The organism is Streptomyces sp. R21 (genome assembly GCF_041051975.1).
Taxonomy (GTDB): domain Bacteria; phylum Actinomycetota; class Actinomycetes; order Streptomycetales; family Streptomycetaceae; genus Streptomyces.
Window position 1 is genome coordinate 9,974,256 of record NZ_CP163435.1, and the last position, 24,518, is coordinate 9,998,773.

Here is a 24,518-nt window from a genome sequence, read left to right on the forward strand (position 1 = left end):
CGCCGGCTCCGATGTCCGGTCAAGCACTCTTCGTGACCAACTACTGACCTCGACGCCGCCGTCAAGCGGCTCGCCGCCGACGGCTTCCCCGTCACCGTCGAGCTGCTCGCCCGGCTCTCCCCGCTTCAGTACGACCACATAAACTTCCGCGGCCGCTCTGCCTTCACCCAGTCCGCGGCGCCCGGCGTGCGCCCGTTGCGTGACCCCCACGCCCACGACGAGTCAGACGACGGCGAGGCCGAGTAACGGAGGCGCCGCACGATGCCTGATCCTTTCCACCAGCACCAGGGTGGTGGCCGCGGCCATCCGCATTCGCCGTGCGGTTCCTGGCCGGGCTTTCCTCGAGCTTGTACAGCGCCAGTAGGTGGCGAGCCAGGGCGAGTGCGGCAAGCAGCGCTACGAGCACGCACACACCCCACCAGCCAGCCTGGCCCCAGACGCGTACTCCGAGCCAGGAACCTGCGCTGCCGCCCAGATAGGCGCAGGTCATGTAGGCGGTGTTGAGCCTGCTGCGGGCGTCGGCGCGCAGGGCGTAGACGCGGACTTGATTGGCGACCATGCCGGACTGCATCGCGGTGTCGAGGAGCAGCGTGCCGAGTGTCAGGGAGGTCAGGCCCAGCGTGCCGCCCCGGGTACCAACGGTGAGGATCGCGGCCGAGACGAGGACGCCAAACATGCAGACCAGGTTCACTGGATCGGGGCCGTAGCGGTCCACCAGACGGCCGGCGAGCGGGGTGCAGACCATGGTCACCGCGCCGACCAGGGCGATCATTCCTACCGCCTGGGCACCCAGCCCGTAGGCCGGTCCGGCGAGCAGGAGCGCCAGGCAGGTCCAGACCGCGGAGAACCCGGCGAAGACGGTTGCCTGGTAGAAGCACGAGCGGCGCAGGTCTGGCTCGGTGCGCAGCAGGCGCAGCGGCTCGGCCAGGAGCGCTGTGTACGGCTGGCGGGAGGACGGGGTTGTGGTCGGCACCGCGAACGCCAAGACGGTGGCGAGGATCAGGGCCAGGACCGCGGCGACCACGTAGGGGGCCCGCCAACCCAGCCACTCACCGAGCGTGCCGCTGAAGGTCCGGGCCAGCAGCATGCCGCCGGTCGATCCGCTCAGCAGGGTGCCGATCACCGCTCCTTGGCGGTCGGCGGCCACGAGACCAGCCGCCAGGGGGCCGACGATCTGCGCGCCCACGGTAGTCAGGCCGACAAGGGTGCTGGCGGCAATGAGGGCCGGCAGAGCCGGTGCGCAACCCGCTGCGAGCAGTGCCAGGCCGGTCAGGGCGAGGAGGGCGACGAGGAACGAGCGGTGCGGGAGCCGGTCGCCGAGCGGCACCAACAAGACCATCCCGGCCGTGTAGCCGATCTGCGTGGCGGTCACCACCGCAGCGGCGGAATCGGGCGACACGTGCAGCCCGGCGGCGACCAGTGGACCGATGGCCTGCGGGAAGTAGATGTTGCCCACTGCCACGGCGCATGTGACAGCCAGTATCAGGACCATCCGGCGGCTCATCCTTCAGTCCACCGGCCCGTCCGCGACGTAGATGACCTGGCCGGAGACGAACCCCGCCCCGGGACTTACGAGGAAGGAGTCGGTATGTGTGATGTCGTCAGGCAGGCCCACCCGGCCGACCGGGATGGACTGCTCCGCCCTGTGCCGGAACTCCTCGAAGCTCAGGCCGAGTCGCCGGGCCGAGGCTCTGGTCATGTCGCTCACGACGAAGTCCGGCGCGATGGCGTTCGCGGTCACGCCATGCGGGCCGAGCTGGAGAGCGAGGGATTTGGTGAATCCGATCAAACCCACCTCCGCGCCGGTGTAGTCGACGCGGCCGGCATCACCGACCGCGGAGCTGCTCGACATGATGACGATGCGTCCCCAGCTGGCCGTCACCATGTGCGGGCAGACGGCCCGGGCGGCGAAGAACGGGCCGCTGAGGTTGATCCCCAAGACCGTGTCCCACTGCTGCGCGGTCATGTCCACAAGATCAGCACGGGGTCCGATGCCGGCGTTGCAGACCAGCACCGTCGGCGGTCCAGACGCGGCGGCGATCCGGACGACGGCCGCAGTGACCGCGGCCTCGTCGGAGACATCAGCGGCGACGGCCGGCGCTGCGCCGCCGGCACTTGTGAGGGCCTCCACGGTATCGCCGCAGTCCGTCTCGTCCAGATCGATCACGCCGACGGCCAGGCCGTCGCCCGCCAGGCGCCTGGCAACAGCGGCGCCGATACCGCGGGCAGCACCGGTGACAACCGCCGTCCGCTGCACATGAGTTGTGGGTGTCATGGGAGGAAGTCCACGGCATCGACGTTGCGTCGCCAATCGATGTAGCGTTGGGCTTAATGATCAGCTTTGTGCTCGGCGTCGAGGACCTCGCGGACACCCGCTTCGCCCTCTCACCCCTGCACGAAACCCTGTTCAGCCTGCGGGTGCTGCAGGATCCGGGCCTGTCGGCGCTGCATCTGCCCTGGCGCAGGTCCGTACTCGGCAGACTCGGCACGCTCGACACCGGTCTATTGATGTCCTTGGTCGCCCAACGGCGCACCCTCCCCGATTTCCTGACCCCGAATCCCGCGAGCTTCGCGCCGGCCTTCGAAGAGGAGCTCTTCGTCGTCCGTCAGGCGTCTTGCGCTCGGGTCCGTCACGACCTGCTGCTCGCGCACGCGCCCGACCCTGTTCCCGAAGCGCTCCGCGACGCCACCGCCGAAGACGCGTCTGTCGCCAGACTCCGCGACGCCATCTGCGATCTCCTGCGGCAGTACTGGGAGGTAGCGATCGAGCCGGTGTGGCCGCAGATGCGGCTGGTGCTGGAAGCTGACATGACCTACCGCGCCCGCCAGCTCGCCGTGGGTGGCGCCCGACTGCTGTTCGCCGACATGCACCCGAACCTGCGCTGGCAAGGCGGAGAGCTGTACATCCACAAGATGATCAGCAGGCACCGGGTTGCGGCATCTGGCCGGGGACTGCTGCTCCTCCCGTCCGTGTTCGCACACAAGCCCGCGCCCCCTGTGAGCCCGGACGAGCCGCCGAGCCTCGTCTATCCCAGCCGGGGAGTAGCCACGCTGTGGGGCTCGGAGATGCCGACCGTCGACACAACCGCCCTGGTGTCTCTGCTCGGTTCATCCCGAGCGAGACTGCTCAGTCTCCTGGAAGAGCCGCTGCCCACCGTAGAGCTCGCCCGCCGTCTCAGGGTCACCCCAAGCGCTGTCTCACAACACCTGCGGGTCCTGCACTCCACAGGGCTGGTCACCCGGACACGTGACGGACGGCATGTGCTGTACCGGAGAAGCGCACTCGGCGACCGACTCACGACCACCGGTTCCAGACCGCGAACTCACGACAGCTGAGGTTCAGCAGTCCGCCTCCACCCGCTCCAGCGGCCGAAGTTCGGCGAGCTGCTGACGTACGCGCGGCCGGGCGACACCGTGTACATCTCCGAGATGTTCCGGCTCATGCGCGGCACGCAGCACATCCTCGACGTAGTCGACGTCCTGCACCGCGATCGCCTCGACCTGCGCATCCACGATGGAGCGTTCTCCGCGATGGACCTCACCGCCCGCCACCCGCGCACCGGAGAGCTGCTGGCCACCGTGAAGTTCATGGTGCAGACCCTCGCCGCGCCGGAGAACTCCAGCGTGCCCTCCAGCGCGAGCTGACCCACGACGGATTGCGGGCCGCCGAGGCCAAGGGCAGCTAGGGCGGCCGCCGCCCGGCCATCGCGGCCGGGAAGACCGACGCCGTCCGCACCGCGTACGTGGAAGGGCAGTCCATCGCCGCCTTGGCCCGCGAATACGGCGTCAGCCGCGGTGCCATCCGCACGGCCGTCGCCGACCTCATGCTCGAGCACACCACCGCCAGCGGTGAAGACCCCCAGCCCCGGAGCTGCCGGTCACCCGCGACATGCCGGGCAAGGTCGCCGACTTCCTCCGCGCCACCGACTTGGAGCCCGCCGAGCAGGCCGCGCTCGACCACGGCGTGACCGTACGGCGCGGCCAGGGCTACACCCTGCGCGTGAGCGCCGCGTCCGCAGTCCATCGCCAACTCCTCGCCCGCTGCAAGCCTCTCGACTGCCAGGGTGGTTGCGGATAGAGGGCATCCCTTTCGGAGACTCGGCGCCGTGGCGGTCCAGTTCCATTACGGGCCACTCCACACGATCAGCCTGCGGCTCCCGGACGCCGGCCGCATGCCGATGTACTCCCGCACTATCAGCAGGCAGGCGGCGCGGCACTCGTCCGGGCCCTGACGTGGGTCTGTGGTTTCTCAACGCATCCAAGTTGGACACACCACGGGCCCTGGGGGATCAGCCATGACGTCCCCGAGGCCCGGTCACATGGAGTCACGCTGTCCAACGATGGCGCGACTCGGGCGTCACGCCGGTGTGAGCTGCGGCGCCTCCAGCAACCCGGTGACCTTGCGCCTCAACTCCGCCGAAGATGCGCTGTGGGCGAGCGGACAGTCCAGGATGCCGAGCTCGGTGTCCGGATGGCAGTGGCTGCATGCCCGCAGTCCGACGGCGAGGAGGCGCTGTGCCTCGTGGCGGGAGACGGCCCGCTGCCTTGTTCCGGCCGCGTAGCAGCCGTCGACGTGTACCTCGGTGTCCGGGCGGCCGTTGCCGATGCCGAGTTCGACGATCCCGTCGGGAGTCGGCGGCCGGTTCCGTTCGCCCCGCTTCTGCTCTGCTCCCCGCTGCTGGACAGCAGCGATCTTTGTGTCGATGCGCCGCAGCCAGAGGGAGTGCCACACCCGCATTCTGTGGAGTCAGGGTCTGTCAAGCAGCTCGGCATGCGGTGTGGGGCATGCGGTGTGCGGCCGCCCTACGGTCGGAAGCCGGTCTTCTTGGGCGGCCCCGACCGGATGGTCGACGATGCGCCACAGGCAGCTCAGAGCCCGGGTCGCTGATCACGTGGGCTGCCATCACCCTGATGACCAGACGCATCACCCGCCGGACCTCCCGCCGCACCGGCCAGCGGACCTCCCGAGAGCACGAACGAGACTGATCATCATGGCCCTGCCGACGGGCAGGGCCGCCTCTCCCTTTCCGCGACACTGACGCCGTCACGCGGCCGGCGGACGGGCGACTCCGGAACGTGCTCATTGCCATGACAGCCCGGAGTTTCCCGTCCCGGCTCACCCAGCGGGGAAACAGGCGGCCCCGGACGGCGCGCCGGCGCGGGCCAGAGGCGAGCGACACCTGTCGCGGCGCGTCACCGGTTCGACGCATCTTCGGTGCGCAGGGCTGCCGCGTCGGTCGGTTACGAGCCGGTCTTTGTCCCGATGCCGTGGGTGAGGAGGCTCTCGGCGGTGTCCGCGATGGTGTCCTCGATGGGACGCGCTCGCCACCCGAGAAGCTTCTCCGCCTTGGCGCTTGTGGCGTCGAGATTCCGGCCGAGCTGGTGCTTGAGCAGTCGCAGTTCCGGGTTCACGATGCCCAGTGCGCGTGCGAACCACACGGGCACTTCACGGGTCGGGGCCTTCGCGGCGCGCTCACCGAGGCGGTCATGCAGAATGCGTGCGATGTCGATGACGCGCAGGCTGTGCCCGGCTATGGCCAGGAAGCGTTCGCCGGCGGCTGCCGGATCGGTCATCGCGCGCAGGTGCAGATCTGCGACGTCGCGCACGTCGACGAAGCCCATGCCGAAGGGAGGGCACGCAGGTACCTGTCCCTCGAGCATTCTGCGCACCAGACGCAGGGATGGCGGGTCGTCCAGACCGAGCAGTGGTCCAAGGACCCCCACGGGATGCACCGCTGCCAGTTCCAGACCACCGCCTTCTTCTTGGACGAACTGCCAGGCGGCGCGTTCGGCGAGTGTCTTGGACCGCTGGTAGGGCGGGATATCGCTGTCGACGTTGGTCCAGTCCTCCTCGGTGAACGGGGTCGAGCGCGGGGGGTGCCCGATCCCGATGGCGCCGAAGGCGCTGGTCAGGACGACCCGGCTCACGCGGGCGTCGCGGGCGGCGCGCAGCACCCGTAGGACGCCCTCTCGTGCCGGGACCACCAGGTCGTTGTCGTTCGCAGGCGTATGGCGCAGGGTCGGCGAGGCGACGTGGAGGACGAAGTCGCAGTCGGTGACGGCAGCGTCCCAGCCGTCGGGGTGTTCGAGGTCGGCGCGTACGACCGTGAGACGGTCGTCGTCGAACGGTGTGGCCGCGTGCAGCCAGGACCGGAGTGCCGGCTCGCGTTGCAGGTCGCGGACTGTGGTGCGGACGCTGTGCCCGGCGTCGAGCAGGGTCTGAATGCACCAGCTCCCGACGAATCCGGTTCCTCCGGTGACCAGTACTCGTGTCATCTGTCTCTCCTCAGCTTTCGACTCGTGCAGTAAGGGGTGTCGGCGGGTGCTTCGCAGGATGCCGCTGGGCGGCGGCCACGCTGCTTCCGAGGAGGGCGTGGCCGATCATGATCGGGTAGATCACGGCGCGCTCGAACGGGCCGATGTTCCACATCCAGCCGGTGAACACGTCGGTCATGAAGAGGGGGAACGCGATCAGCCCGGCGGTGCCGAGGATGATGCTCGCGATAGACCGTCCCCTGGTGAGACCGATGCGGGTTCCGCTGGCTCCGATGATGATCGCCATGGTGTTGCCGACGAGCATGGCGCCCTGCGCGCCGACGGTGTGGCATGCGATCAGGCCGTTGTCGACGTTGGTATTGGAGCCCTGGAAGATGCCGACGAGCGAGACCCCGACGCCGGCGAGGATGGCGAGGATCATGATGATGATCGGGCGGGTGCCCTTGCGCGGGTCGAACACGAGGAACGCGCCGACGATCAGGAGGGTGCCGTAGATCATCCAGTCGGTGTCCATGACGGCACCGAGGGGGGAGTTGGCAACCTGTCCGAACGTGGTCTGCGGGGGACCGGTCAGGCCGAGGTGGCTTACCCAGTTGTACAGGGGCGAGGGCGGCGGGTCCTGCTAAGCGGCGGCGGTGATGAACTCGGCGACCCAGGACACGAGCGGGCCGAGGAGGATGAGGAGGGCTCCGGTACGGGCAGTGGCGCCGGAGCGGACGATGGGGTTCATGCGAGAGCCATTCCTGGGACGCGCTTGCGGATGGCCTCCATCTCGGCTTCGTCCGAGACGGCCTGCCAGTCGTACCTGGGGGTGTACGGGGCTTCCAGGGCGCGCACTTCGTCGTCGGTGAGCTCGATGTCGAGGGAGGCCACCGCCTCGTCGATCTGCCGGACGGATCCGGCGCCGACCAGCGGCGCGGTGACGACCGGCTGGCGTCGCAGCCAGGCGAGCGCGACCTGTGCGCGGCTGACGTCGTGGGCGTCCGCGACCTGTCCGACCGCGTCGATGATCGCGTGGTTGGATGCCTCCTGTGCGGGCGAGTAGAGCAGGTCCGCGTAGGCGCCGTCCGTCTCGGAGCGCACCGTCGAGCGGGCGTCGTCCCACCCGCGGGTGAGGCGGCCGCGGGCCAGCGGCGACCAGATGATCGTGCCGACGCCCTCGTCCAGGCACAGCGGGATCATCTCGCGCTCCTCCTCACGGGCGAGGAGGTTGTAGTGGTCCTGCATCGTCACGAACCGCGCCCAGCCGTTCTGCTTCTGCAGGTGCAGCGCCTTCGCGAACTCCCACGCATGCATGGACGAGGCGCCGAGGTAGCGCACCTTGCCGGCCTTCACAAGGTCGCTGAGTGCCTCGAGGGTCTCCTCCCAGGGGGTGGAGTGGTCGTTGCGGTGGATTTGGTAGAGGTCGATGTAGTCCGTGCCGAGGCGGCGCAGGGAGTGGTCGACCTCGGTCATGATCGCCTTGCGCGACAGGCCGCGGCCGTTCGGTCCCAGCCGCATCGGGTGGCGCAGCTTGGTGGCGATCACCACGGCGTCGCGGTCGGCGAAGTCCTTGAGCGCGCGGCCGAGGATCTCCTCGCTGGAACCGTTGGAGTACATGTTCGCGGTGTCGAAGAAGTTGATCCCCGCCTCCAGTGCGTGCTTGACGAGCGGGCGCGCTTCTTCCTCACCCTTCGACCAGACGGGGTGGCCCCGGTCGGGTTCGCCGTAGGTCATCGCACCGATCGCGATCGGGGACACGTCGAGGCCGGTCGTGCCGAGCTTGATGTAATGCATGACGCTCCTTAGAGTATGTGGAGAGCTCTCCGGATAATGTAGTGGAGAGCTCTCCACTTAGCAAGGTGAGGTCCTGTGGTCCGCTCAGATGCCCGCGAGAACAGGGCACGCATCCTCGCCGCCGCACGTGAAGCGCTCGCGGCGGACGGCAGCACGTCGATGAACCAGATCGGCCAGCGCGCGGGAGTCGGCGCGGGCACCCTGTACCGCAACTTCCCCACCCGCGAATCACTGGTCCTGGCCGTCTATCAGGACGAGGTGGCACGCATCATCGGCACCGTGCCCGACCTGCTGGCCCAGATGCCGCCACTGGAAGCGCTCCGCCACTGGACGACCGACCTCGTCGAGGCCATGCGTAGAAAGCACGGCCTCGGCGACGCCCTCGGCCCGGGCGCGCACCAGGCGATCAGCGAGCAGAGCTACGGGCCGGTCATCGCTGCGATCACAGAACTCCTCGACGCCGGCAAAAGGGACGGAAGTATCCGCCCTGACGCCGACCCGGGCGACTTCCTCCAACTCACCGGCGCTTTGTGGCGTGCCGCGTCCAGCCCCGAGGACCGGGCACCTCGCATGCTCGCGCTCATCCTCGACGGACTCCGCCCGCACCGGTGAGCGACGTGCACGCGACAGGGCCCGCCGGATGACGACTCTTCTGTGGAATCAGATTTGTCACGCTTGCGCTGCTTTGCCCTGTCGGATGCCGACGATCGGTAGGAGCTGAGCTGAGCTGAGCTGAGCTGAGCTGGGCCGGGTGCCGGTATCTGCCGGGGTGTTGGCTCGGCCGGGGGCAGGGGCGTCCGGGCGGAGCCGTTCAGTACGGTCTGGGCGACGAACGCCTACCGCCTGGCGGGGTGTGCCGGCAGACGGGCTCAAGGAGGGGCATAACTCGGCAACGAACGCTTAAACGCTCGCGTGTCCGCATACGCGAGAGACCCGGTCCGTCCGGGTGGATGGACCGGGCTACGTCGCCGAACAGGTGGTGCCCTTGCGATGGGCTCGCGGCGCGGAGTACCGGCGGGAGAGGGGCGGCATCCAGGATGGGGGAGGAGAACACGGAGGGGGAGGGCGTGTGGCTGACCATCGACACGCGGACCGATACGTGTAGCAGGTGATCGCGGCTGTGCAGGCGGCCTACGGCCTCAACCCCGCTGCGGTGGCGGGCAGCTGGCCGGAGGCTCCCGCGCGCGTGCCCCGGCCGGGCCTGGAAGGCCTGAGAGGTGGGGACCTCGGGGAGGGGTGCACGGAGCGGATGCTGTTCGACACCGTTGCCGCGGTGATGCCCGGGGCCTGGGCCGTGCTGCGCCGCCTGTTCGAACTGGGCGGCACGGCCACCTTCGGCGAGGTCCAGGAGCACTTCGCCGGCCATCCCACGACGCCGATCGAGGCGAAGCGGATCGGCGGGACGCCCACCAGTGTCCGCGCCGTACGGCGCAGGATCGGCCCGGACAACCGGTCCGACCTGCTTCAGCGGGACGACCGCAGGCGGATTTACCGGCTCGATCCTGCCCTGGTGGAGGGCCTGAGGCGAGCCTTCGATCTTGCCGACGCCCGCTCCGACCTTGCTGCAAGCAGGGCAAGGTCTGGGGCGGCCTCGGGATCGACTTCGAGTCGGTCATCGACGAACTCGTGAAGGCGCCGGTCCCGCAGCTCTATATGACGCTGATGCAGGAGGCCCACTCCATCCTGTGCGACGCGGGCCGCGAGGGCCTGCGTCTGCACTACCGCAACGGCGACGTCGAACACGTCACCCCGCAGATCCGAGCCGACGGCCACGTCGCCATCACCATCGGCCTGGAGCGCGACTGGCCGCCCTACATCCAAGGACTCATCGACCGCGGCGCCATCCAGACCCAGTAGCCCGGCACCACACACCCACACGCCCGACAGTGCGAACCGGCTCGTCGCCGTGCTGCCTGAGGATCTGAATTGCCCAGGTCGGCCGCCGAATGGGTGGCACTGGCGGGAGTTCGCCGTCCGGGATCCGGCCCCTGAGCGAAGTAGTCCGGTGTGTGCTCGCGATCCCGATCACCGTGTGGCCAGACCGGGCGGAACGGCTGAGAGGCCAGAGCCGCGACAACGGGATCGAAGTCCAGGGCGGTCGCCGCGTCCCGCTCCACCCACGACTCGTGTCCCACCAAACCGCGAGGTCACCGTCCAGTATTCACCCGTGAAGTTCTTCTGCCCCGCGAACGCGGTGAACTTCCGGGCCGGTGGGGCAAGTTCGAAGGGTTCACCCCAGTAACGGGCCAGCGGACCGAGCCGCCCGGCGCCGTCAGCACCGACGAACCCCACATGGACGTCTGATGCGTACTCCCAGGCGGGCACCGCCTCCGCAAGCTCGCCCACGAACACCTCCCCGCAGCCCTCGGCCCCGTACTTCGAGGGTGGAACACCCAGCGAAGCTCCATGCTCCGGACGGGGACGGCATCACCCCAATGGGCGACAGCCCGCTTCACAATGGCGAGATGTCCGCTTTCAGGATTCACGCTGAAGCTGGCCGTCCAGCCATGTGGCGATGTCCGTGATGACCGCAGCGTCGACGTGCTGGGGTGCCATGTACCCGGCGGGCGTCGACGGTCCTGTCCCTGGGAAGAAGAGGTGGTCGTCGGCTTCGTGGATCTGGATGGTGACGTCCGGACGCCCGTTCAGTCCCTCTCGCCAGAGGGACAAGTCGTGCTCGACGGTGACCTGGTAGTCGCGGCCGCCCTGAAGGATCAGCAGCGGCTTGTCCAGGGCAGCTGCGGTGGCAACCGCGTCGTAGGAGCGCAAGTCCAGCCAGTACGAGGCAGGAAGGCCGAAGGGCAGGTCCTCTCGGGGCGTACGAGGTGACAGGGCGGTCTCGACCGTCGTGGCCTGGCGGGTGATCTCCGCAAGGACCGCCTCGGAGTGCGGGCCGGGGGCAAGGGCGGCGAGGTGGCCTACGACCCGGACGGCCGCGCGGTGCATGGGCTCGGCGTCACCCGCCAGGATCACGACGCCCGCGACGGACGGCTCGGTCTCGGCGACCCGTGGGGCGACCTTGCCGCCCATGCTGTGCCCGGCGACGAACACCCGGCCGGAATCGACGCGCGGCTCCTCCTGGAGCAGACGCACAGCGGCAACGGCATAGGGGACGTACTCGCGTGTCATGGTGAAGTCGTCTGCGGCCGCCACCTCCGCCGCGTGTGTGAAGGTCACCTTGTCGTGGCGCAGCACTGCCACGCCGCGGCTGGCCAGACCCCAGGCGAGGTCCTTCAGGGGCTTGTTGGGTCCGCTGGTCGCGTCCCGGTCGAAAGGACCTCCGCCGCTCAGAAGCACGACACCGGGCCACGGGCCGTTGCCGCGCGGAACGGTGACGGTGCCGGCCACTGCGAGAGCACCGGCTCCGACCGTGACGTCGTGTTCCTCGAAGGAGTCCGGATCCGCGTAGGAGGGAGCCGCCCATGGCTCGCCGGCAGGCGGAGCGAGGCGCAGCCCGTTCAGCAGGCCGGCGGAGTCGACCGACATGATGGCGGTGAACTGTCCCCGCTCGCAGACCACAGGAACGCTGACACGGAGCAGGTCCGGCCGCAGAGGCTCGCTCGACGGTTCGCCGAGGTCCGTCACCGGACCGGATCCCGCGGTCTCGGCGAGCCAGGCAGCCTGGAGTGCCTCGGCGGTCAGCGCAGCACGCAACGGAGGGGCGAACAGCGCGGCGATCTTGCTGAAACGGCCATCGCGTGCCCACTCGACCACCAACACGGCGGTCTCCTTTGCAGTCTGCATCCCTCACCTTTCTTAGATTTGAGAAAGGTAGCATGCGTGAGAAAGTTGCGGCATGGACACCTTGGAACTCCTGGCGCATCCCGTCCGCCTCCGCGTGGTCCACGCACTGCGCGGCGGACGGGTCCTGACCACCGGGCAGCTGTGCGCTCTGATCCCGGACGTGTCCAAGGCGACCGTCTACCGGCACGTCGATCTTCTCGCCGCGGGTAGCATCCTCGACGTCGCCGACGAACGGCGGGTGCGGGGCGCCGTCGAACGCCGCTACCGGCTGCGGCAGGAACACGCCGGCATCGACGCGGAAACCGCGCATGCGCTCACCCCGCAGCGCCACGAGCGGGCATTCGCTGCCGCCATGGCCGCCCTGGCGGCGGAGTTCGGCGCTTACCTGGCGCGCGAGGGCAGCGAGCCCGTGGACGACCTCGTCGGCTACCGGCAGCACGCGATCTGGCTCAGCAGGGACGAGCTCGTGGCACTGATCGGCGCGATGCAAGCCGCCATCGCGCCCGTCCTCTCCAACGAACCCTCGCAGGAACGTACCCGCTACCTTCTCAGCCCCATCCTGTTCCCCGCCGAACAGCAAGACCCGCTGTAGCCGACGCCACCGCTTGCGGTGAACCAGGTCACCTGACGCGACGAGCGAACCAGACCAGATCACTTGAGACAGGGGCCAGATCGACAGAGACGGGTGTCCTTTGTCATCCAATCGAGGTGTTTGATAGTGAACCCAGTCGTTTCGGCTTTTTTTGACCGTGAACCTACTCGTGCGGGCTGAGCACGCTGGGGGTGTTGGATGGCCGTACCGGCTGGGGCGGACGGGTGAGTGCCGTACGTCGAGGTGTCGTGCATGGATGGCCGGCGCGAGCGTCGACGGCGTCCGCTGTTGGACTGCGTGTCGGTCAGGTTCGAGGAGGCGGTTCCGGTACGGCCGTTTAGGTGGCCGCCGAGTGGGCGCCACTTCCTGGGCTGGTACTGGGCGGCGACGACCGGACAGCATGCTGGCTTCGAGTCATGGCTGGAGCGGGACCATCTCGTGCTCATGGACTTCGATCCCGCCGTGGTGGGTGTCGCCTCCCAGCCGTTCTGATCTGCCCCATGCTCGACGACCGCTTCGAGACGCACAGCAGTCCCATGGTGGACCGCGAGGGCGTATGGGACCGCTACAGCAACCTGTACGCGTGGACCTCCGTACTGGGCGAGCGGCGCGGCGGCCCGGAGGTGTCGCAGTACGCCGGGCCGCGCCGAGGACCTCGGCCGGCTGCCGCGCACGTACATCGACACCGGCTCGGCGGAGGGGTTCCGCGACGAGATCCTGATCTACGCCGGCAGCTTGTCCGAGGCGGGCGTGAGCGTCGATTTCCACATGTGGGGCGGAGGCTTCCATGGGTTCGACATGGCGGTGGGTCATGCGGCTGTGTCGCGTGCCTCCAACGCGACCCGCGAGGAGTTCATCCGGCGGGCTCTCGACAGGTGAGCGGTGCGACAAGGCGCAGACTGCGAAGACAGCCATTGCCTCTTGACGGGCAAGGGGCGTTTGCCGCGTTTCCGTCAAGCGTCGGACCTCGCTTCGCGGGCCGCGAAGACGGCCGGGGTGAGGCCGGTGCGGTCGCGGAAGAAGCGGCCGAAGTTCGCGGGGTCGGTGAAGCCGAGGTGGACGGCCACCGTCCGGGCATCCCACCGGGCAGCTCCCAGCAGGCGCCGGGCTTCCAGGAGGCGCCGCTCGTCGATGAGTTCGCGTACCCCCTTGCCGGTGGCGTCCCGGGCGGCACGGCTGAGGGTGCGGACCGAGCAGCCGAGCAACTCGGCGTAGTTGGCGGCTTGGTGCAGCTCGCGAAAGTGCAGCTCCAGGGCGTCCAGGAAGCGTCCGTACCTGTCGGCACGGCCCGTGCCGGCCGCGGCCGTGCCATCGAGGGCGATGTCCGGGGAGTTGGCCAGGCGCAGCAGCAGCGATTCGAGCAGGCTGCGCCGCAGGGCGTGGTGGACGTCGAGGGGGCGGCGCCCCAGTGCGCGGTGTTCGTCCAGGAGCTGGAGTGCCGTCTGCTGGAGCCAGGCGGTGTCGTCGGGGTGCGGGCTGAGCACGGCGGGGGCCTCGTGCGCGGAGAGCGGGGCCAGGAGACGGGCGAGGTCGGGCCGCAGCACGTCCGGTTCGAACAGGATGAACGTACCGCGGGCCGCGCCGGGCGGATGCCAGCACTGCGCGTGCCCGGGACGCACCCACAGCCACTGGCCGGGGGCGACGGTCCGCGTGACGTAGTCGACGTCGTGCCGCAACTCACCCTCGGTGACCGCGATGAGGTAGTGGAAGGTGGCACGGCCCGGACGGGGCGGGTTCCACGGCCAGTCGTCGTGCTGGGCGAAGAAATCCTCGACGGTACTCACCTCAAGGCCGTAGGGAGTACCGACCGGGGGCTGGAAACCGTACAGCGGAACCGCAGCTGGTCCGGCCTGCCTGCTCGGCCCGGAGTGTCGCTTGTCGACCATCACGTGTCCGCAGCCTACCGCCCTCCTTGTCGGGTTCGAGGGAAGTATGGGACGTGCCGCCGCGACCACCCTTTTGAGGAAGGCACCGCCCCATGAACGGAACGGACCTGCACAAGACCGCCGTCGACTGCGCCGAAGGACTTCCCGGAGCAGCGCTGGAGCATCCCTTCGGCCCCGACTGGGAGGTCTTCAAGGTGCGCGGCAAGGTGTTCATGCTGATGACCGAGGTCCCGGGGCGTCCCGTCGTGATCCTCAAGGCGGACCCCGGCGAGGCCCACGCCCTGCGGGAGCAGTACAGCCACATCACCCCGGGCTACCACATGAACAAGAAGCACTGGATCACGCTGGAGGGCGGGGCAGGCGTCGACAAGGAGCTCGTCGGGGAGCTCGTCACCGAGTCATACCGGCTCGTCGTCGCTCACCTGCCCAAGGCGGAGCAGCCCGTCGACCCGCACACCTACGGCAGCGGAAGGCCGGCCCGGTGAGCGCGGCCGGTGACCGGCTCCAAGACACCGCCCGCCGGGCGGCCCGCACCCTGCCCGACGTCAGCCACGGATACCCCTTCACTCCCGGACTCGACGTGTACAAGGTCGCGGGCAAAGTGTTCCTGATCGTCACCGACGACCCGGACGACCAGATCATCACGGTCAAGTGCGAACCCGAACACGCCCGCGCTCACGTACGCGGCTACGCCTCGATCACACCGGGCCACTACCTCGACAAACGGCACTGGATCTCCCTCGGTCCTGGTCCCGGCATCACCGAGCGGCTGGTCACGGACGTTGTCGAGAACTCCTACGACCTGGTCACCAAGCGGCTGCCGCAACGCGACCGTCCCGGTGCCCGATGAGCGCCGCGAGCTTCCCCGCGAGCGGCTGAGCCCCCGCCTGTCAGCGTCCCGTGCAAGGCTCGTCACATCCGCAGACGCCCGCCTGCCACCACCCGGGAGACCGATGGAACCGACCGAAGCGACTCTGCCGCTCTTCGGCGAGGAGCCCGCCCGGCCCCTCGCCGACCGCCTGCGCCCCACCCGGCTGGAAGAGGTCGTCGGGCAGGACCACCTCCTTGCCCCGGACGCTCCACTGGGCCGCATGGTCGCCCAGCAGCGCCTCAGCTCCGCCATCCTGTGGGGGCCGCCCGGCGTCGGGAAGACCACCATCGCCCGGCTCCTCGCCGACGGCAGCAAACTGGCCTTCGAACCAGTGTCGGCCACCTTCTCCGGCGTGGCCGAGCTCCGGAAAGTGTTCGCCGCCGCACGCAGCCGGCGGGGCATCGGCCAGGGGACCCTGCTGTTCGTCGACGAGATCCACCGCTTCAACCGCGCCCAGCAGGACAGCTTCCTTCCCTACGTCGAGGACGGCACGATCACCCTGATCGGCGCCACCACGGAGAACCCGAGCTTCGAACTCAACGGCGCCCTCCTCTCCCGCACCCAGGTCCTTGTCCTCAAACGCCTCGACGAAGCCGCACTGTCCACGCTCCTCGACCGCGCCGAGCAGCTCACCGGCCACCGGCTGCCGCTGGAGGACGACACCCGCCGCGCCCTGATCGCCATGGCGGACGGCGACGGCCGCTACCTCCTCAACATGGCCGAACAGCTCCAGGCCCTCCCGGACACCGAGACCCCCCTGGACACCGCCGGGCTCGCCCACCACATCCAGCAGCGGGCCCCGCTGTACGACAAGGCGCAGGAGGGCCACTACAACCTGATCTCCGCGCTGCACAAGTCGATGCGCGGCTCCGACCCCGACGCGGCCCTGTACTGGCTCGCCCGCATGCTCGACGGCGGCGAGGACCCCCTGTTCGTGGCCCGCCGTCTGGTCCGCTTCGGATGCGAGGACATCGGCATGGCCGACCCGCACGCCATCCAGCAGGCCCTCGCCGCCTGGGACGTGTACGAGCGACTCGGCTCCCCCGAGGGCGAGTTGGCGATCGCCCAGGCCGTCGTCTACCTCGCCACCGCACCCAAGTCCATCGCCGTCTACCGCGGCTTCAACGCCGCACACCGCGCTGCCCGCCGCACCGGCTCACTCATGCCGCCCGCCCACATCCTCAACGCCCCGACCCGGCTGATGATGGACCTCGGCTACGGCAAGGACTACCAGTACGACCCGGACACCACCGACGGCTTCTCCGGTGACGACTACTTCCCCGACGGCATGGACCACGAGACGTACTACCAGCCCACCCGCAACGGCTACGAAGCCCAGATCAGCGAACGTCTACGGCACTGGAACGCCTTGCGCGCCCGCCGACGCAGCGGCTGACGCGGACACGTGGGCAGCGTCCAGAGCCAACCCACGGCAGATGTCATGCACCGTCCGCATCCAGCATCTCCTCCGACCCAATGATCCACGCTATCGACCGCCGTGTTGACATCCAACCCAGTCGACGCAGGTCAGCGCGCTGCGCACGACTAACTTCACTCGAGCGGATGACTGTGGCGGGCTCGCTGGTATCCAGGGCGACGGCGTGGGAGAGGACGGCCGGGTCGACGCGGTCGAGGTCCGCGGTGCGGCGGACGGTCGCGATCACAGTCGCGCCGGCCCAGTGGGCGAGCTGGGCGGCCAGGGAGCCGACGCCGCCAAGGACTCCGTGGACCAGGACCAGCCGGCCGTCGACCGGGCCGTCGGCGAAGACGGTGCGGTGGGCGGTGATGCCGGGGATGCCGAGGCTCGCCCCCAGCTCATCACTCAGATGATCTGGCAGAGGCACGGCCTGGTGGTCGGGTACGACGGTGTACTGAGCAGCTGTGCCGAAGGGGCGGTAGGACTGGGCGCCGTATACCCAGACCCGCTGTCCGACGCGGCGGGCGTCGACTTGGGCGCCCACGGCGTCGATGACTCCGGCGGCGTCGCTGTGCGGGATCACCCGCGGGAAGGGCATGGACGAGCCGAGCCAGCCGCGCCGTTTCTTGGTGTCGCCGGGGTTGACGCCCGAGACGGTGACACGGACGCGGACCTCGCCGGGGCCGGGGCCGGGGACGGGATCAGCGAGTTCGCCGACGTGCAGGACATCGGCGGCGGGGCCCTGGTCGTCGTACCAGGAAGCAAGCATGGGGCTACCTTCGTGAGCGGTCAGCTCGCGGGAGCGGCGGGCGCATGCGGATCGCTGTCGGTGCATGCGGTGTCGAATGCGGGCGGTTCCTCCCCGAGGGTCTCGCGCAGCCAGGTCCGTTCGGCGCGGCTGGTCGCGCGGGCGGTGAGCAGCATGCCCCGCCGGTAGGGGTCGGCGACCTCCTCGGCACGCAGGGGCCGCTCGCTGTCGTAGAAGAAGCTCGCCGGTTCTTCCAGGAACTCCAACCGTCTGCGCAGCACCGCGTGCTGCTCGGCCACGTCGGGCAGGTGGGACAGGAAGGCCAGGACGACGTAGAACCGGGTGAAGTCGGTGATCTCGTGGTCGGCGGGCTTGCGTAGACGCTGAAGCATTTCGGCCCGTCCGGCCGCGGTCAGGCTGAGCACGTACCGGGCCGCCCCCGCAGCCGGGTCTGCGCGCCGCTCGATCAAGCCCGCCCTGGTCAGACGATTGATCGCCGGATACAGGCTGCCGTCACTGAGCGGCCGCGTATAGCCGGTCAGCTGTGAGACGCGGCGGCGCAGCTCGTGTCCGGGCAGGGGTCCCTCGGCGAGGAAGCCGAGTATCGCGAGTTCCAGCATGAGTCCATCTTCGCACGCGAACATCGAATCGATGTGAACATCGATTCGATGTTACGCTCTCAGGTATCCGCCCAAACGTCTCTGGAGAGGCACAGCAAGATGCCGTCGCAGTCCACCGAGTCAGTGATGAACCGTTTCGTCGAATTCATCAATACGGGCAACGAGGATCTCGCCCGCGAGGTCATTTCTCCGGACGCGGTGTTCCACGCGCCAAGCCACCCGGAACCACTGCGGGGGCCCGATGGGTACTTGGAAGTCATCGGCATGATGCGCGGCGCCTTCCCCGACGTCCAGTGGACGCTGGAGGAGACAGTCGCCGAAGGCGACACTGTGGCCGCGCGGTTCACCATGCTGGGAACCCACGACGGTGAATTCTTCGGGATCCCGGCGAGCGGCAACAAGATCTCGGTGCAGGCCATGAACTTCTACTACCTGGCCGACGGCCGGATCGTCGGCGAACGGGGCCAGCCCGATCTCCTCGGGGTGATGCAGCAGATCGGTGCCGTACCGGCGCCATGAGCCCAGTCGTGCTGGGTACCTTTTTCCGCGCGGAGCTACCGCCCCCAAGGGGCCCGTACGTCGCCGTGGCGGAGGGCGCAGGCACACACCCGGGCGCGGGCGGCCGGCGGGGTCAACCGCAAGAGGTCGGTCTTCGAGCGGCTAGAGGGCGTCTGAAAAGCCTGTCAGCGGGCAAGTCGCCTGGTAGCGGGGTGGTGGCGCGCTTTCGGGGGCTGGGGTGTGCGGGCTGCGTACCTGTTACTCGACGGATCTGTCCGATCCGGAGTGGGAGATCCTTCGTCCGCTGGTTCCGGCGGTCAGGCCGGGTGGACGACCGGCGAAACATACGCGGCGAGAGATCCTCAACGCGTTGGCGTACTGGCTGCGGGCTGGCTGTGCCTGGAGACTGCTGCCGCATGACTTGCCACCGTGGCAGACCGTCTATCACTACTGGCGGCGATGGCAGCAAGAAGGCGTGTGGGAGCGGATGTTGACGGCGTTACGTGAACGCGAGCGGGTGCAGCTCGGCCGTGATCCCACTCCCAGCGCGGCCATCGTGGACAGTCAGAGTGTCCGGGCCAGTGAGCGCGGTGGCCTGCACGGGTACGACGGCGGCAAGAAGGTCAGCGGCATCAAGCGCCACCTGCTCGTCGATACCCGCGGCACTGTCCTGGTGGCCTGCGTGAGCCCGGCGAGCATCGGCGATCGCGACGGCGCCGTGGTGCTGTTCTCCCAGGCTGCCGATGCCTTTCCGCGTCTGCGGCATGTGTGGGCGGACCAGGGGTACCGCGGCGCTGACTTCCACGCCTGGGCCCGGGAAGCCACCGGCATCTCCGTGGACGTCGTGCAACGCCGTCATGGAGGATTCCGCTCGACCTGGGCTCGGGTGGGAGCACCGTCTCCGGCTGTGCCCCTCTTCGCGGTGGTCCCGCGGCGCTGGATGGTAGAGCGGACATTCGCCTGGCTGGGACGGTGCCGCCGCCTATCGAGGGACTACGAGTACCTGCGCGTCTGCTCGGAGAACGCCATCTACCTCACCATGGCCATGCTCCTCGTGCGGCGCCTCGCAAGATCAGCCCGCTGACAGGCTTTTCAGACGCCCTCTAGCTTCGCTGTCAAAGGACAACGGGACACAGGCTGGGCAGAGTTCCATCCAGGCGCCGGTTGTGCGTCGCCAATGAAGTCAGCCCGACGGAAGTCGCTGACCTGCGGCGACTGGATTGGATGGCAAGGATCGCCCCTGGGTTGGTTCGATGTCGGCGGACACCGGTCATGAGCGGGGCCGTGACCTGCCCGTACAGCCAGTACAGTGATGGGCTCTTTGATCTCGCCACCCTACTCGGGGTGCCCCGCAGAGTTACTCACTGTGTCTCCCCGCCCGCGGTTGGCCTCTGCTAGGGACGCTCGGCCAACCTGTTCGCCGCGCTCCTCTTCCTCGCCACCGCACCTAAAAGCGCGCGGGTTCCAGAATCTTGGCGAGCACAGGTAATGAACCCGCGCGCCGGGCGCCGGTTAAGTAAGCGGCGCGGACGGGTTCGCCCAGGAGCGAACCGTGGGCTTGGCTGTCCGAAGTGCTTTGTATGCCTCTGGCGCCGACGCCCGGCGGCATGGGCCCCGTGTCTGTGACGCGTCGCGAGCGTTAGGCCATTCGGTCACGGTCGGTCCAGGATCACGGGGGAGGAGGCGGGGCGTGGAGATCAGGGATGTGCATCATGCCTACCGTCGGCGTGTGGTCTTGCGGGGCGTTGACCTGCGGCTTCGGGCCGGAACTCTGTGCGGGATCGTCGGGGAGAACGGCGCCGGCAAGTCCACGCTGCTGAAAATTCTGTCCGGCGAACTACGGCCCACGCATGGATCGGTCCGTCATAGCGGCCGGTTCGGCTACTGCCCACAGCACGTGGTCCTCAATGACGCGCTGACCGTCCGTCAGCACCTGACGTTCTTCCAGACGGCCTACCGCCTCACCGATGTGCGCTACGCCGAAGAAATCATGGACGTGCTGGGCTTCACCGGATACGCCGATGAGCGGGCCGGGGTTCTCAGCGGCGGCACGCGGCAGAAGTTGAACGTGACGCTGGCGCTCATGCACGATCCGCAGGTCCTGTTGCTGGACGAGCCGTATCAGGGCTTCGACTGGGACACCTACCAGCGGTTCTGGGATCTGGCCGCGCGGCTGCGGGATGCGGGAGGCTCGGTCCTGGTCGTCTCCCACCTCGCGTATGACACCGAGCGCCTGGACGAGCTGTGGCGCCTGGACAGCGGAATGCTGCGCGCGGACAAGGCGGGGGCCGCCGCGTGAGGTTTCACCTGACCCGCTTCGCTGTCGCCACCCGGTTCACGCTCATCGAACACGGCCGCAACCGGTTCGCCATGATTCTGGTGATCCTGTTCGTCCCGGTCTGGACCTCCCTGGCGTACCTGGCGACGCCCGACACCCCGGCCCGGATGCGGCTTCGCGCCACCGGGGAAGCATTGGCCCCGCACGGCAATGAACTGACCGCGATCAGCGGAGCGCTCAACGCCGTCACCCTGATCACCGGTTTCATGATGTTCGCCGCCACCTTCTCCGGCAGCGGTTTCGACCGCCGCCTGGCGATGGCCGGCTACCCACGCGCCCACCTCGTCCTGGCGAAAGTCACCGCTCTGGCTCTGGTCTCGGCGGCGGTGGCCGCTTATGCCACCGCGGTCATCTGCCTGGCCTGGACCCCCCGCCAGCCTCTCCTGCTCGCCGCCTCCCTGTTCTGCGCCGGACTCACTTACGGCGCTCTGGGAGTCGGCTTCGGGTCCCTGCTACGCCGGGAAGTCGAGGGGATGTTCGCCATCGTGATGACCAGCATCATCGATCTCGCGCTGCAGAACCCCATCACGAGTTCCGGGGCTGACAACCCGGTCATGCGCTACCTGCCCTCGTATGGGGCCATGCAGGCCAGTACGGCGGCCGGATTCTCCACCAGCCCGGTCCCCGGGCATCTGGCCCTCCAGCTCACCTGGTCCGGGCTGGCCGCCCTCGTCGCCTTGCTGGGCTTCCGCAACAGCACCCGCAACTGCCTGCCGACCGCCTCCACTTCGCCGCCCGGGCCGGGAAGCAGCAAGGCCGACATTCCCGCACCGCGCCAAACTGCCAGCCCATCGGCCACGGCGTCCGACACGGAAGCACACTGAGGTGCCGGCTCCCGACATGCGCCCCACCACACACTCCACTACGGCAGACCTCGACGCCTCTCTGCCAGCACAACGAGGGCGACCCACCCACCGCCCGCCCACCGGCGAAGACCCGTCTCTGCGGGCGGCGTACCGGCTGTGCCGACGCACCACGCGACAGCACGATCCCGCGATCTACATCCTCATCCAGCTGATGCCGACCGTGCTGCGCCCGGCCGGGTGGACCCTGTGGGCGGCAGCGACCGTCCTGGACGACCTGGCCGACCAGCAGGATGCGGAGCCGGCCGAACGTGCGGCCCGCGTCGAAGCGTGGACAGAAGCCCTGCAGTGCGACCTGGCGGCCGGCATCAGCAGGGATCCGGTCCGGCACGCCCTTGTGGACACCGCCCTGCGATGGGGCCTGGACCTGTCCAGCCTACGAGGCGCCATGAACAGCACACGCGATGACACCCGCGGCCGGCACTTCGCCGACTGGGCCGCGTGGCGGGCCTGGTGCAGCGAGGAGGTCGTGCCCTGGGTCGACCAGGTACGGCACCTGTTCGAACGGGCCGGAGCGCCGATGACGCTCCGGCTGGACCGGCAGCAGGACTTCAAGCGGTTCATCGACGGCGCCCAGCTCACCGACATCCTCACCGACCTGAGCGCCGACCTCGCCCAGGGCGACCTGCTCCTGCCGCAGGAAGCCCTGGACGCCTTCCCCGGCGCCGAGGACGACCTGCGGAAAGGGAGCTGGAGCCCGGCCACAGCGGCTTTGATCCGGGAGCTGACGGCTCTGGCCCGTCAATGGGTGACCAGGCCCGCGATGACCAGAGGTATGCACCCGGGCGCTGCCACCGTGCTCGACACGGCCGCCTGCCTGATGCGCGCCCAGCTCGATGCCGTCGACGCGGCCGGCCACGCCCTGCTCAAGCGTGCCCCGCGCTTATCTCTCGCGGCCCGCACCCGCATCCTCGCCCCCGCACGCATTCGCTCGAAACTGGCCTGGAGCCTGACGCCCCTGACCGTACCCGGACCCCGACGACCCGCGGTGACCATGAGCGGTCCGAGCCCTGAAGCCGAAAGCACCACTCTTCGGCCCCCGCCACCGCACCCCGGCGGCGCCCGGCCCCCGCAGATTGCGGCCGACCGGATGCCCGCCCACGTGGCGGTCATCATGGACGGCAACGGCCGCTGGGCCGAGCAGCGCGGTCTGCCCCGCCCGGAGGGCCACCGCGCCGGCACGGCCGCCGGCCACGAGATGGTCTACGGCGCCCTGGAGATCGGCCTGCGCCACCTGACCCTCTACGCGTTCTCCACCGAGAACTGGAAACGCGACACCGAGGAGATCACCACGATCCTGGAAGCGATCCGACGCGACCTCGACGAGGGACCCATCCGTGACCTCGACGTACGCCAGCGCTGGTTGGGCCACCCCGACAGACTGCCCGAGGAACTCGTCCAGGCTCTCCTGCGCGAGGAGCGCCGCACCCGCAACCGCACCGGCCTAACCCTCACCGTCTGCATCAACTACGGCGGCCGCGACGAGATCACACGGACAGCCGCAGCCCTCGCCCAGGCAGCCCACGCAGGCGACATCGACCCCCACCTCATCGGTGAAGACGACTTCGCCCGCCACTTGCCCCACCCCGACATGCCGGACGTCGACCTGCTGTGGCGCACCGGCAACGAACAGCGCACCTCCAACTTCCTTCCCTGGTACACCACTTATGCCGAGTTGTCCTTCACCCCCAACTACTGGCCCGACGTCGACCGGCGTGATCTGTGGCAGGCCATGACCGAATACAGCCGACGCCAACGCCGCCACGGCGGCGCCACGCAGTAAGGCGCGCGGGTCCAGGATTCCGGGACGTCAGGCCGTAGGAACTCGTACGCGATTACTGGATCCCAGGCCTCCTTGCGCGTCAGTCCGGCAGCCAATGCAGCTCGTGCGCCAGGGTTTTGGCGACGGCACGGATGCGGCGGTGTAGCGGCGACTGCTCGCGCGGGAGGACCAGGTGGATCGTCAGGCTGGGCGCGCCCCGCAGCGGTCGCCAGGTGAGACCGGCCGGTGATGCCGTGGCCGCGGCTTCTCCGGCCGGGGCGAGGGTGACCCCGTCGCGCAGGTCGCGCTGAGACATGTCGAAAGAGACTGCGGGCGTGTGGAATCGGGGGTGTGGTCGGGTGTCTCGGAACAGTGCGGACAGCTGATCGTGGATCACGGGGTTGGCCGCACGGTCCGGGAGTCGCAGCGGATACGCGGCCGCGTCGGCGATCTCGATCTCCGGGTGTTCGGCCAGCGGATGGTGCTGCGCCAGCTGGACCCCGATGCGCTGACGCCGCAGCAGGAACCGGCGCACGCCACGGCCCGGCTGTTCACCGCGGGTGATCCCGGCATCGATGCGGCCGTCGGCGACCGCGGGGGAGATCTCCGGTGTCGCCATCGGGACCGCGCCGACCTCGAGTCCGCTGTTGCCGCGAATCAGCCTGTCCACCAGGGCCGGTGCCGTCTCGGCCCCGGCGCTGAGGCTGTATCCGATGCGCAGCGTGCCCAGTTCACCGGCTGCCGCGCTCCGTGCGGTGTCCCACGCCCGGTCCAGCGCCGCCAGCGCGGGCGGCGCGGACTCCGCCAAAGCCGCACCGGCCGTGGTCAATACGACGCTACGCGTGTTGCGGACCAGCAGGGCCGTACCGAGTTCCGCCTCCAATCGGCGCATCCGGGCACTGAGTGCGGGCTGTGCGATACCGATCCGTGCGGCCGCGCGGGTGAAGTTCAACTCCTGTGCCAGCACCAGGAAGTACCGCAGGCTCACCGTATCCGGCGCCACGTGCCCTCCCTGCCGATTGATAACGATCCGTTCTGAGTCTATCCCGTACCGGTCTTTCCCTCGACCGCACATCAAGCCCTAGCCTGCGCATATGACGATTCCACTGACCGCAGTACCCGTCGCC

The 24,518-nt window shown here is 69.0% G+C and carries 26 protein-coding genes and 3 pseudogenes; 17 read left to right on the plus strand and 12 right to left on the minus strand.

The features are described from left to right. Positions 1–51 precede the first annotated feature (51 nt). Positions 52–246 (plus strand): annotated as a pseudogene (locus AB5J56_RS44725) (hypothetical protein); the annotation flags it as partial. Here AB5J56_RS44725 and AB5J56_RS44730 read toward each other — a convergent pair. Both AB5J56_RS44730 and AB5J56_RS44735 read right to left on the minus strand, forming a co-directional pair. After that, positions 164–1,492 (minus strand): MFS transporter, encoded by a 1,329-nt coding sequence (locus tag AB5J56_RS44730; RefSeq protein ID WP_369242219.1) that lies wholly within the window; start codon positions 1,490–1,492, stop codon positions 164–166. The pseudogene AB5J56_RS44725 and the gene AB5J56_RS44730 sit on opposite strands and share 83 nt — an antisense overlap. Positions 1,493–1,507: 15 nt before the next feature. After that, the gene (locus AB5J56_RS44735) at positions 1,508–2,275 is read right to left on the minus strand and encodes an SDR family NAD(P)-dependent oxidoreductase (protein ID WP_369242221.1); all 768 of its coding nucleotides are present in this window, start codon (positions 2,273–2,275) and stop codon (positions 1,508–1,510) included. A gap of 56 nt (positions 2,276–2,331) precedes the next feature. On the opposite strand from AB5J56_RS44735, the gene AB5J56_RS44740 reads away from it, so the two are divergent. Continuing rightward, entirely contained in the window at positions 2,332–3,336 is a 1,005-nt protein-coding gene (locus AB5J56_RS44740; protein WP_369242223.1) for an ArsR family transcriptional regulator, read from the plus strand. A 78-nt stretch (positions 3,337–3,414) separates the two neighbouring features. Then, entirely contained in the window at positions 3,415–3,645 is a 231-nt protein-coding gene (locus tag AB5J56_RS44745; protein WP_369242225.1) for a hypothetical protein, read from the plus strand. 37 nt (positions 3,646–3,682) lie between these two features. Here AB5J56_RS44745 and AB5J56_RS44750 read toward each other — a convergent pair whose 3' ends face one another. Continuing rightward, positions 3,683–3,826, minus strand: coding sequence for a hypothetical protein (locus tag AB5J56_RS44750; RefSeq protein ID WP_369242227.1), 144 nt, complete (start codon positions 3,824–3,826; stop codon positions 3,683–3,685). Positions 3,827–3,889: 63 nt separating this feature from the next. On the opposite strand from AB5J56_RS44750, the gene AB5J56_RS44755 reads away from it, so the two are divergent. Further along, complete coding sequence (locus AB5J56_RS44755; protein WP_369242229.1) at positions 3,890–4,078, plus strand: hypothetical protein; 189 nt, start codon at positions 3,890–3,892, stop codon at positions 4,076–4,078. A 279-nt stretch (positions 4,079–4,357) separates the two neighbouring features. Here the strand turns inward: AB5J56_RS44755 and AB5J56_RS44760 are convergent, their stop codons facing one another. The 4 genes from AB5J56_RS44760 to AB5J56_RS44775 form a co-directional block, all read right to left on the minus strand. After that, entirely contained in the window at positions 4,358–4,738 is a 381-nt protein-coding gene (locus tag AB5J56_RS44760; RefSeq protein WP_369242231.1) for a DUF6233 domain-containing protein, read from the minus strand. A gap of 503 nt (positions 4,739–5,241) precedes the next feature. After that, complete coding sequence (locus AB5J56_RS44765; protein ID WP_369242233.1) at positions 5,242–6,276, minus strand: SDR family oxidoreductase; 1,035 nt, start codon at positions 6,274–6,276, stop codon at positions 5,242–5,244. A 10-nt stretch (positions 6,277–6,286) separates the two neighbouring features. Next, entirely contained in the window at positions 6,287–6,790 is a 504-nt protein-coding gene (locus AB5J56_RS44770; RefSeq protein ID WP_369242235.1) for a hypothetical protein, read from the minus strand. 212 nt (positions 6,791–7,002) lie between these two features. Continuing rightward, on the minus strand, positions 7,003–8,052 hold the full coding sequence (locus AB5J56_RS44775) for an aldo/keto reductase (protein ID WP_369242237.1): 1,050 nt from the start codon (positions 8,050–8,052) through the stop codon (positions 7,003–7,005). A gap of 75 nt (positions 8,053–8,127) precedes the next feature. Here AB5J56_RS44775 and AB5J56_RS44780 point away from each other — a divergent pair, with 75 nt between their 5' ends. From AB5J56_RS44780 to AB5J56_RS44790, 3 genes are all read left to right on the plus strand, one after another. Continuing rightward, positions 8,128–8,664, plus strand: coding sequence for a TetR/AcrR family transcriptional regulator (locus AB5J56_RS44780; RefSeq protein ID WP_369242239.1), 537 nt, complete (start codon positions 8,128–8,130; stop codon positions 8,662–8,664). A 637-nt stretch (positions 8,665–9,301) separates the two neighbouring features. After that, positions 9,302–9,682, plus strand: coding sequence for a hypothetical protein (locus AB5J56_RS44785; protein ID WP_369242241.1), 381 nt, complete (start codon positions 9,302–9,304; stop codon positions 9,680–9,682). Continuing rightward, positions 9,679–9,909, plus strand: coding sequence for a hypothetical protein (locus tag AB5J56_RS44790; RefSeq protein WP_369242243.1), 231 nt, complete (start codon positions 9,679–9,681; stop codon positions 9,907–9,909). Before AB5J56_RS44785 ends, AB5J56_RS44790 begins: the two co-directional genes overlap by 4 nt. 618 nt (positions 9,910–10,527) lie before the next feature. Here AB5J56_RS44790 and AB5J56_RS44795 read toward each other — a convergent pair. Continuing rightward, entirely contained in the window at positions 10,528–11,796 is a 1,269-nt protein-coding gene (locus AB5J56_RS44795; RefSeq protein ID WP_369242245.1) for an alpha/beta hydrolase, read from the minus strand. Positions 11,797–11,848: 52 nt separating this feature from the next. On the opposite strand from AB5J56_RS44795, the gene AB5J56_RS44800 reads away from it, so the two are divergent. Together AB5J56_RS44800 and AB5J56_RS44805 are read left to right on the plus strand one after the other, a co-directional pair. Further along, positions 11,849–12,388 (plus strand): helix-turn-helix domain-containing protein, encoded by a 540-nt coding sequence (locus AB5J56_RS44800; protein WP_369242247.1) that lies wholly within the window; start codon positions 11,849–11,851, stop codon positions 12,386–12,388. A gap of 654 nt (positions 12,389–13,042) precedes the next feature. Beyond that, a pseudogene (locus AB5J56_RS44805) lies at positions 13,043–13,267 on the plus strand (alpha/beta hydrolase); the annotation flags it as partial. A gap of 74 nt (positions 13,268–13,341) precedes the next feature. On the opposite strand, the gene AB5J56_RS44810 reads toward AB5J56_RS44805, so the two are convergent. Then, positions 13,342–14,172, minus strand: coding sequence for a helix-turn-helix domain-containing protein (locus AB5J56_RS44810; protein ID WP_369242249.1), 831 nt, complete (start codon positions 14,170–14,172; stop codon positions 13,342–13,344). 194 nt (positions 14,173–14,366) lie between these two features. Between AB5J56_RS44810 and AB5J56_RS44815 the strand changes: the two genes are divergently transcribed. The 3 genes from AB5J56_RS44815 (at position 14,367) to AB5J56_RS44825 (ending at position 16,541) form a co-directional block, all read left to right on the plus strand. Further along, on the plus strand, positions 14,367–14,759 hold the full coding sequence (locus tag AB5J56_RS44815) for an MmcQ/YjbR family DNA-binding protein (protein WP_369242251.1): 393 nt from the start codon (positions 14,367–14,369) through the stop codon (positions 14,757–14,759). Further along, entirely contained in the window at positions 14,756–15,124 is a 369-nt protein-coding gene (locus AB5J56_RS44820) for an MmcQ/YjbR family DNA-binding protein (RefSeq protein ID WP_369242253.1), read from the plus strand. Before AB5J56_RS44815 ends, AB5J56_RS44820 begins: the two co-directional genes overlap by 4 nt. 103 nt (positions 15,125–15,227) lie before the next feature. Further along, a complete protein-coding gene (locus AB5J56_RS44825; protein ID WP_369242255.1) occupies positions 15,228–16,541 on the plus strand; it encodes a replication-associated recombination protein A in 1,314 nt (437 codons plus the stop codon). Between the two features lie 160 nt (positions 16,542–16,701). On the opposite strand, the pseudogene AB5J56_RS44830 reads toward AB5J56_RS44825, so the two are convergent. Both AB5J56_RS44830 and AB5J56_RS44835 read right to left on the minus strand, forming a co-directional pair. Further along, a pseudogene (locus AB5J56_RS44830) lies at positions 16,702–17,331 on the minus strand (alcohol dehydrogenase catalytic domain-containing protein); the annotation flags it as partial. Positions 17,332–17,351: 20 nt separating this feature from the next. Next, the gene (locus tag AB5J56_RS44835; protein WP_369242257.1) at positions 17,352–17,930 is read right to left on the minus strand and encodes a PadR family transcriptional regulator; all 579 of its coding nucleotides are present in this window, start codon (positions 17,928–17,930) and stop codon (positions 17,352–17,354) included. Between the two features lie 126 nt (positions 17,931–18,056). Between AB5J56_RS44835 and AB5J56_RS44840 the strand changes: the two genes are divergently transcribed. From AB5J56_RS44840 to uppS, 5 genes are all read left to right on the plus strand, one after another. Then, a complete protein-coding gene (locus AB5J56_RS44840; protein ID WP_369242259.1) occupies positions 18,057–18,449 on the plus strand; it encodes an ester cyclase in 393 nt (130 codons plus the stop codon). A gap of 217 nt (positions 18,450–18,666) precedes the next feature. Beyond that, positions 18,667–19,512 (plus strand): IS5 family transposase, encoded by an 846-nt coding sequence (locus tag AB5J56_RS44845; protein WP_369242261.1) that lies wholly within the window; start codon positions 18,667–18,669, stop codon positions 19,510–19,512. 606 nt (positions 19,513–20,118) lie between these two features. Further along, positions 20,119–20,727 carry an ABC transporter ATP-binding protein gene (locus AB5J56_RS44850; protein ID WP_369242263.1) on the plus strand — a complete coding sequence of 203 codons (609 nt, stop codon included), beginning with the start codon at positions 20,119–20,121 and terminating at the stop codon, positions 20,725–20,727. Further along, positions 20,724–21,590: an ABC transporter permease gene (locus AB5J56_RS44855; protein ID WP_369242265.1), complete on the plus strand. Its 867-nt coding sequence runs from the start codon at positions 20,724–20,726 to the stop codon at positions 21,588–21,590. The genes AB5J56_RS44850 and AB5J56_RS44855 overlap by 4 nt, the downstream gene beginning before the upstream one ends. Positions 21,591–21,606: 16 nt before the next feature. Further along, the gene (uppS, locus tag AB5J56_RS44860) at positions 21,607–23,412 is read left to right on the plus strand and encodes a polyprenyl diphosphate synthase (RefSeq protein ID WP_369242267.1); all 1,806 of its coding nucleotides are present in this window, start codon (positions 21,607–21,609) and stop codon (positions 23,410–23,412) included. A gap of 79 nt (positions 23,413–23,491) precedes the next feature. Here the strand turns inward: uppS and AB5J56_RS44865 are convergent, their stop codons facing one another. Next, positions 23,492–24,394: a LysR family transcriptional regulator gene (locus AB5J56_RS44865; RefSeq protein WP_369242269.1), complete on the minus strand. Its 903-nt coding sequence runs from the start codon at positions 24,392–24,394 to the stop codon at positions 23,492–23,494. Between the last annotated feature and the right edge of the window lie 124 nt (positions 24,395–24,518).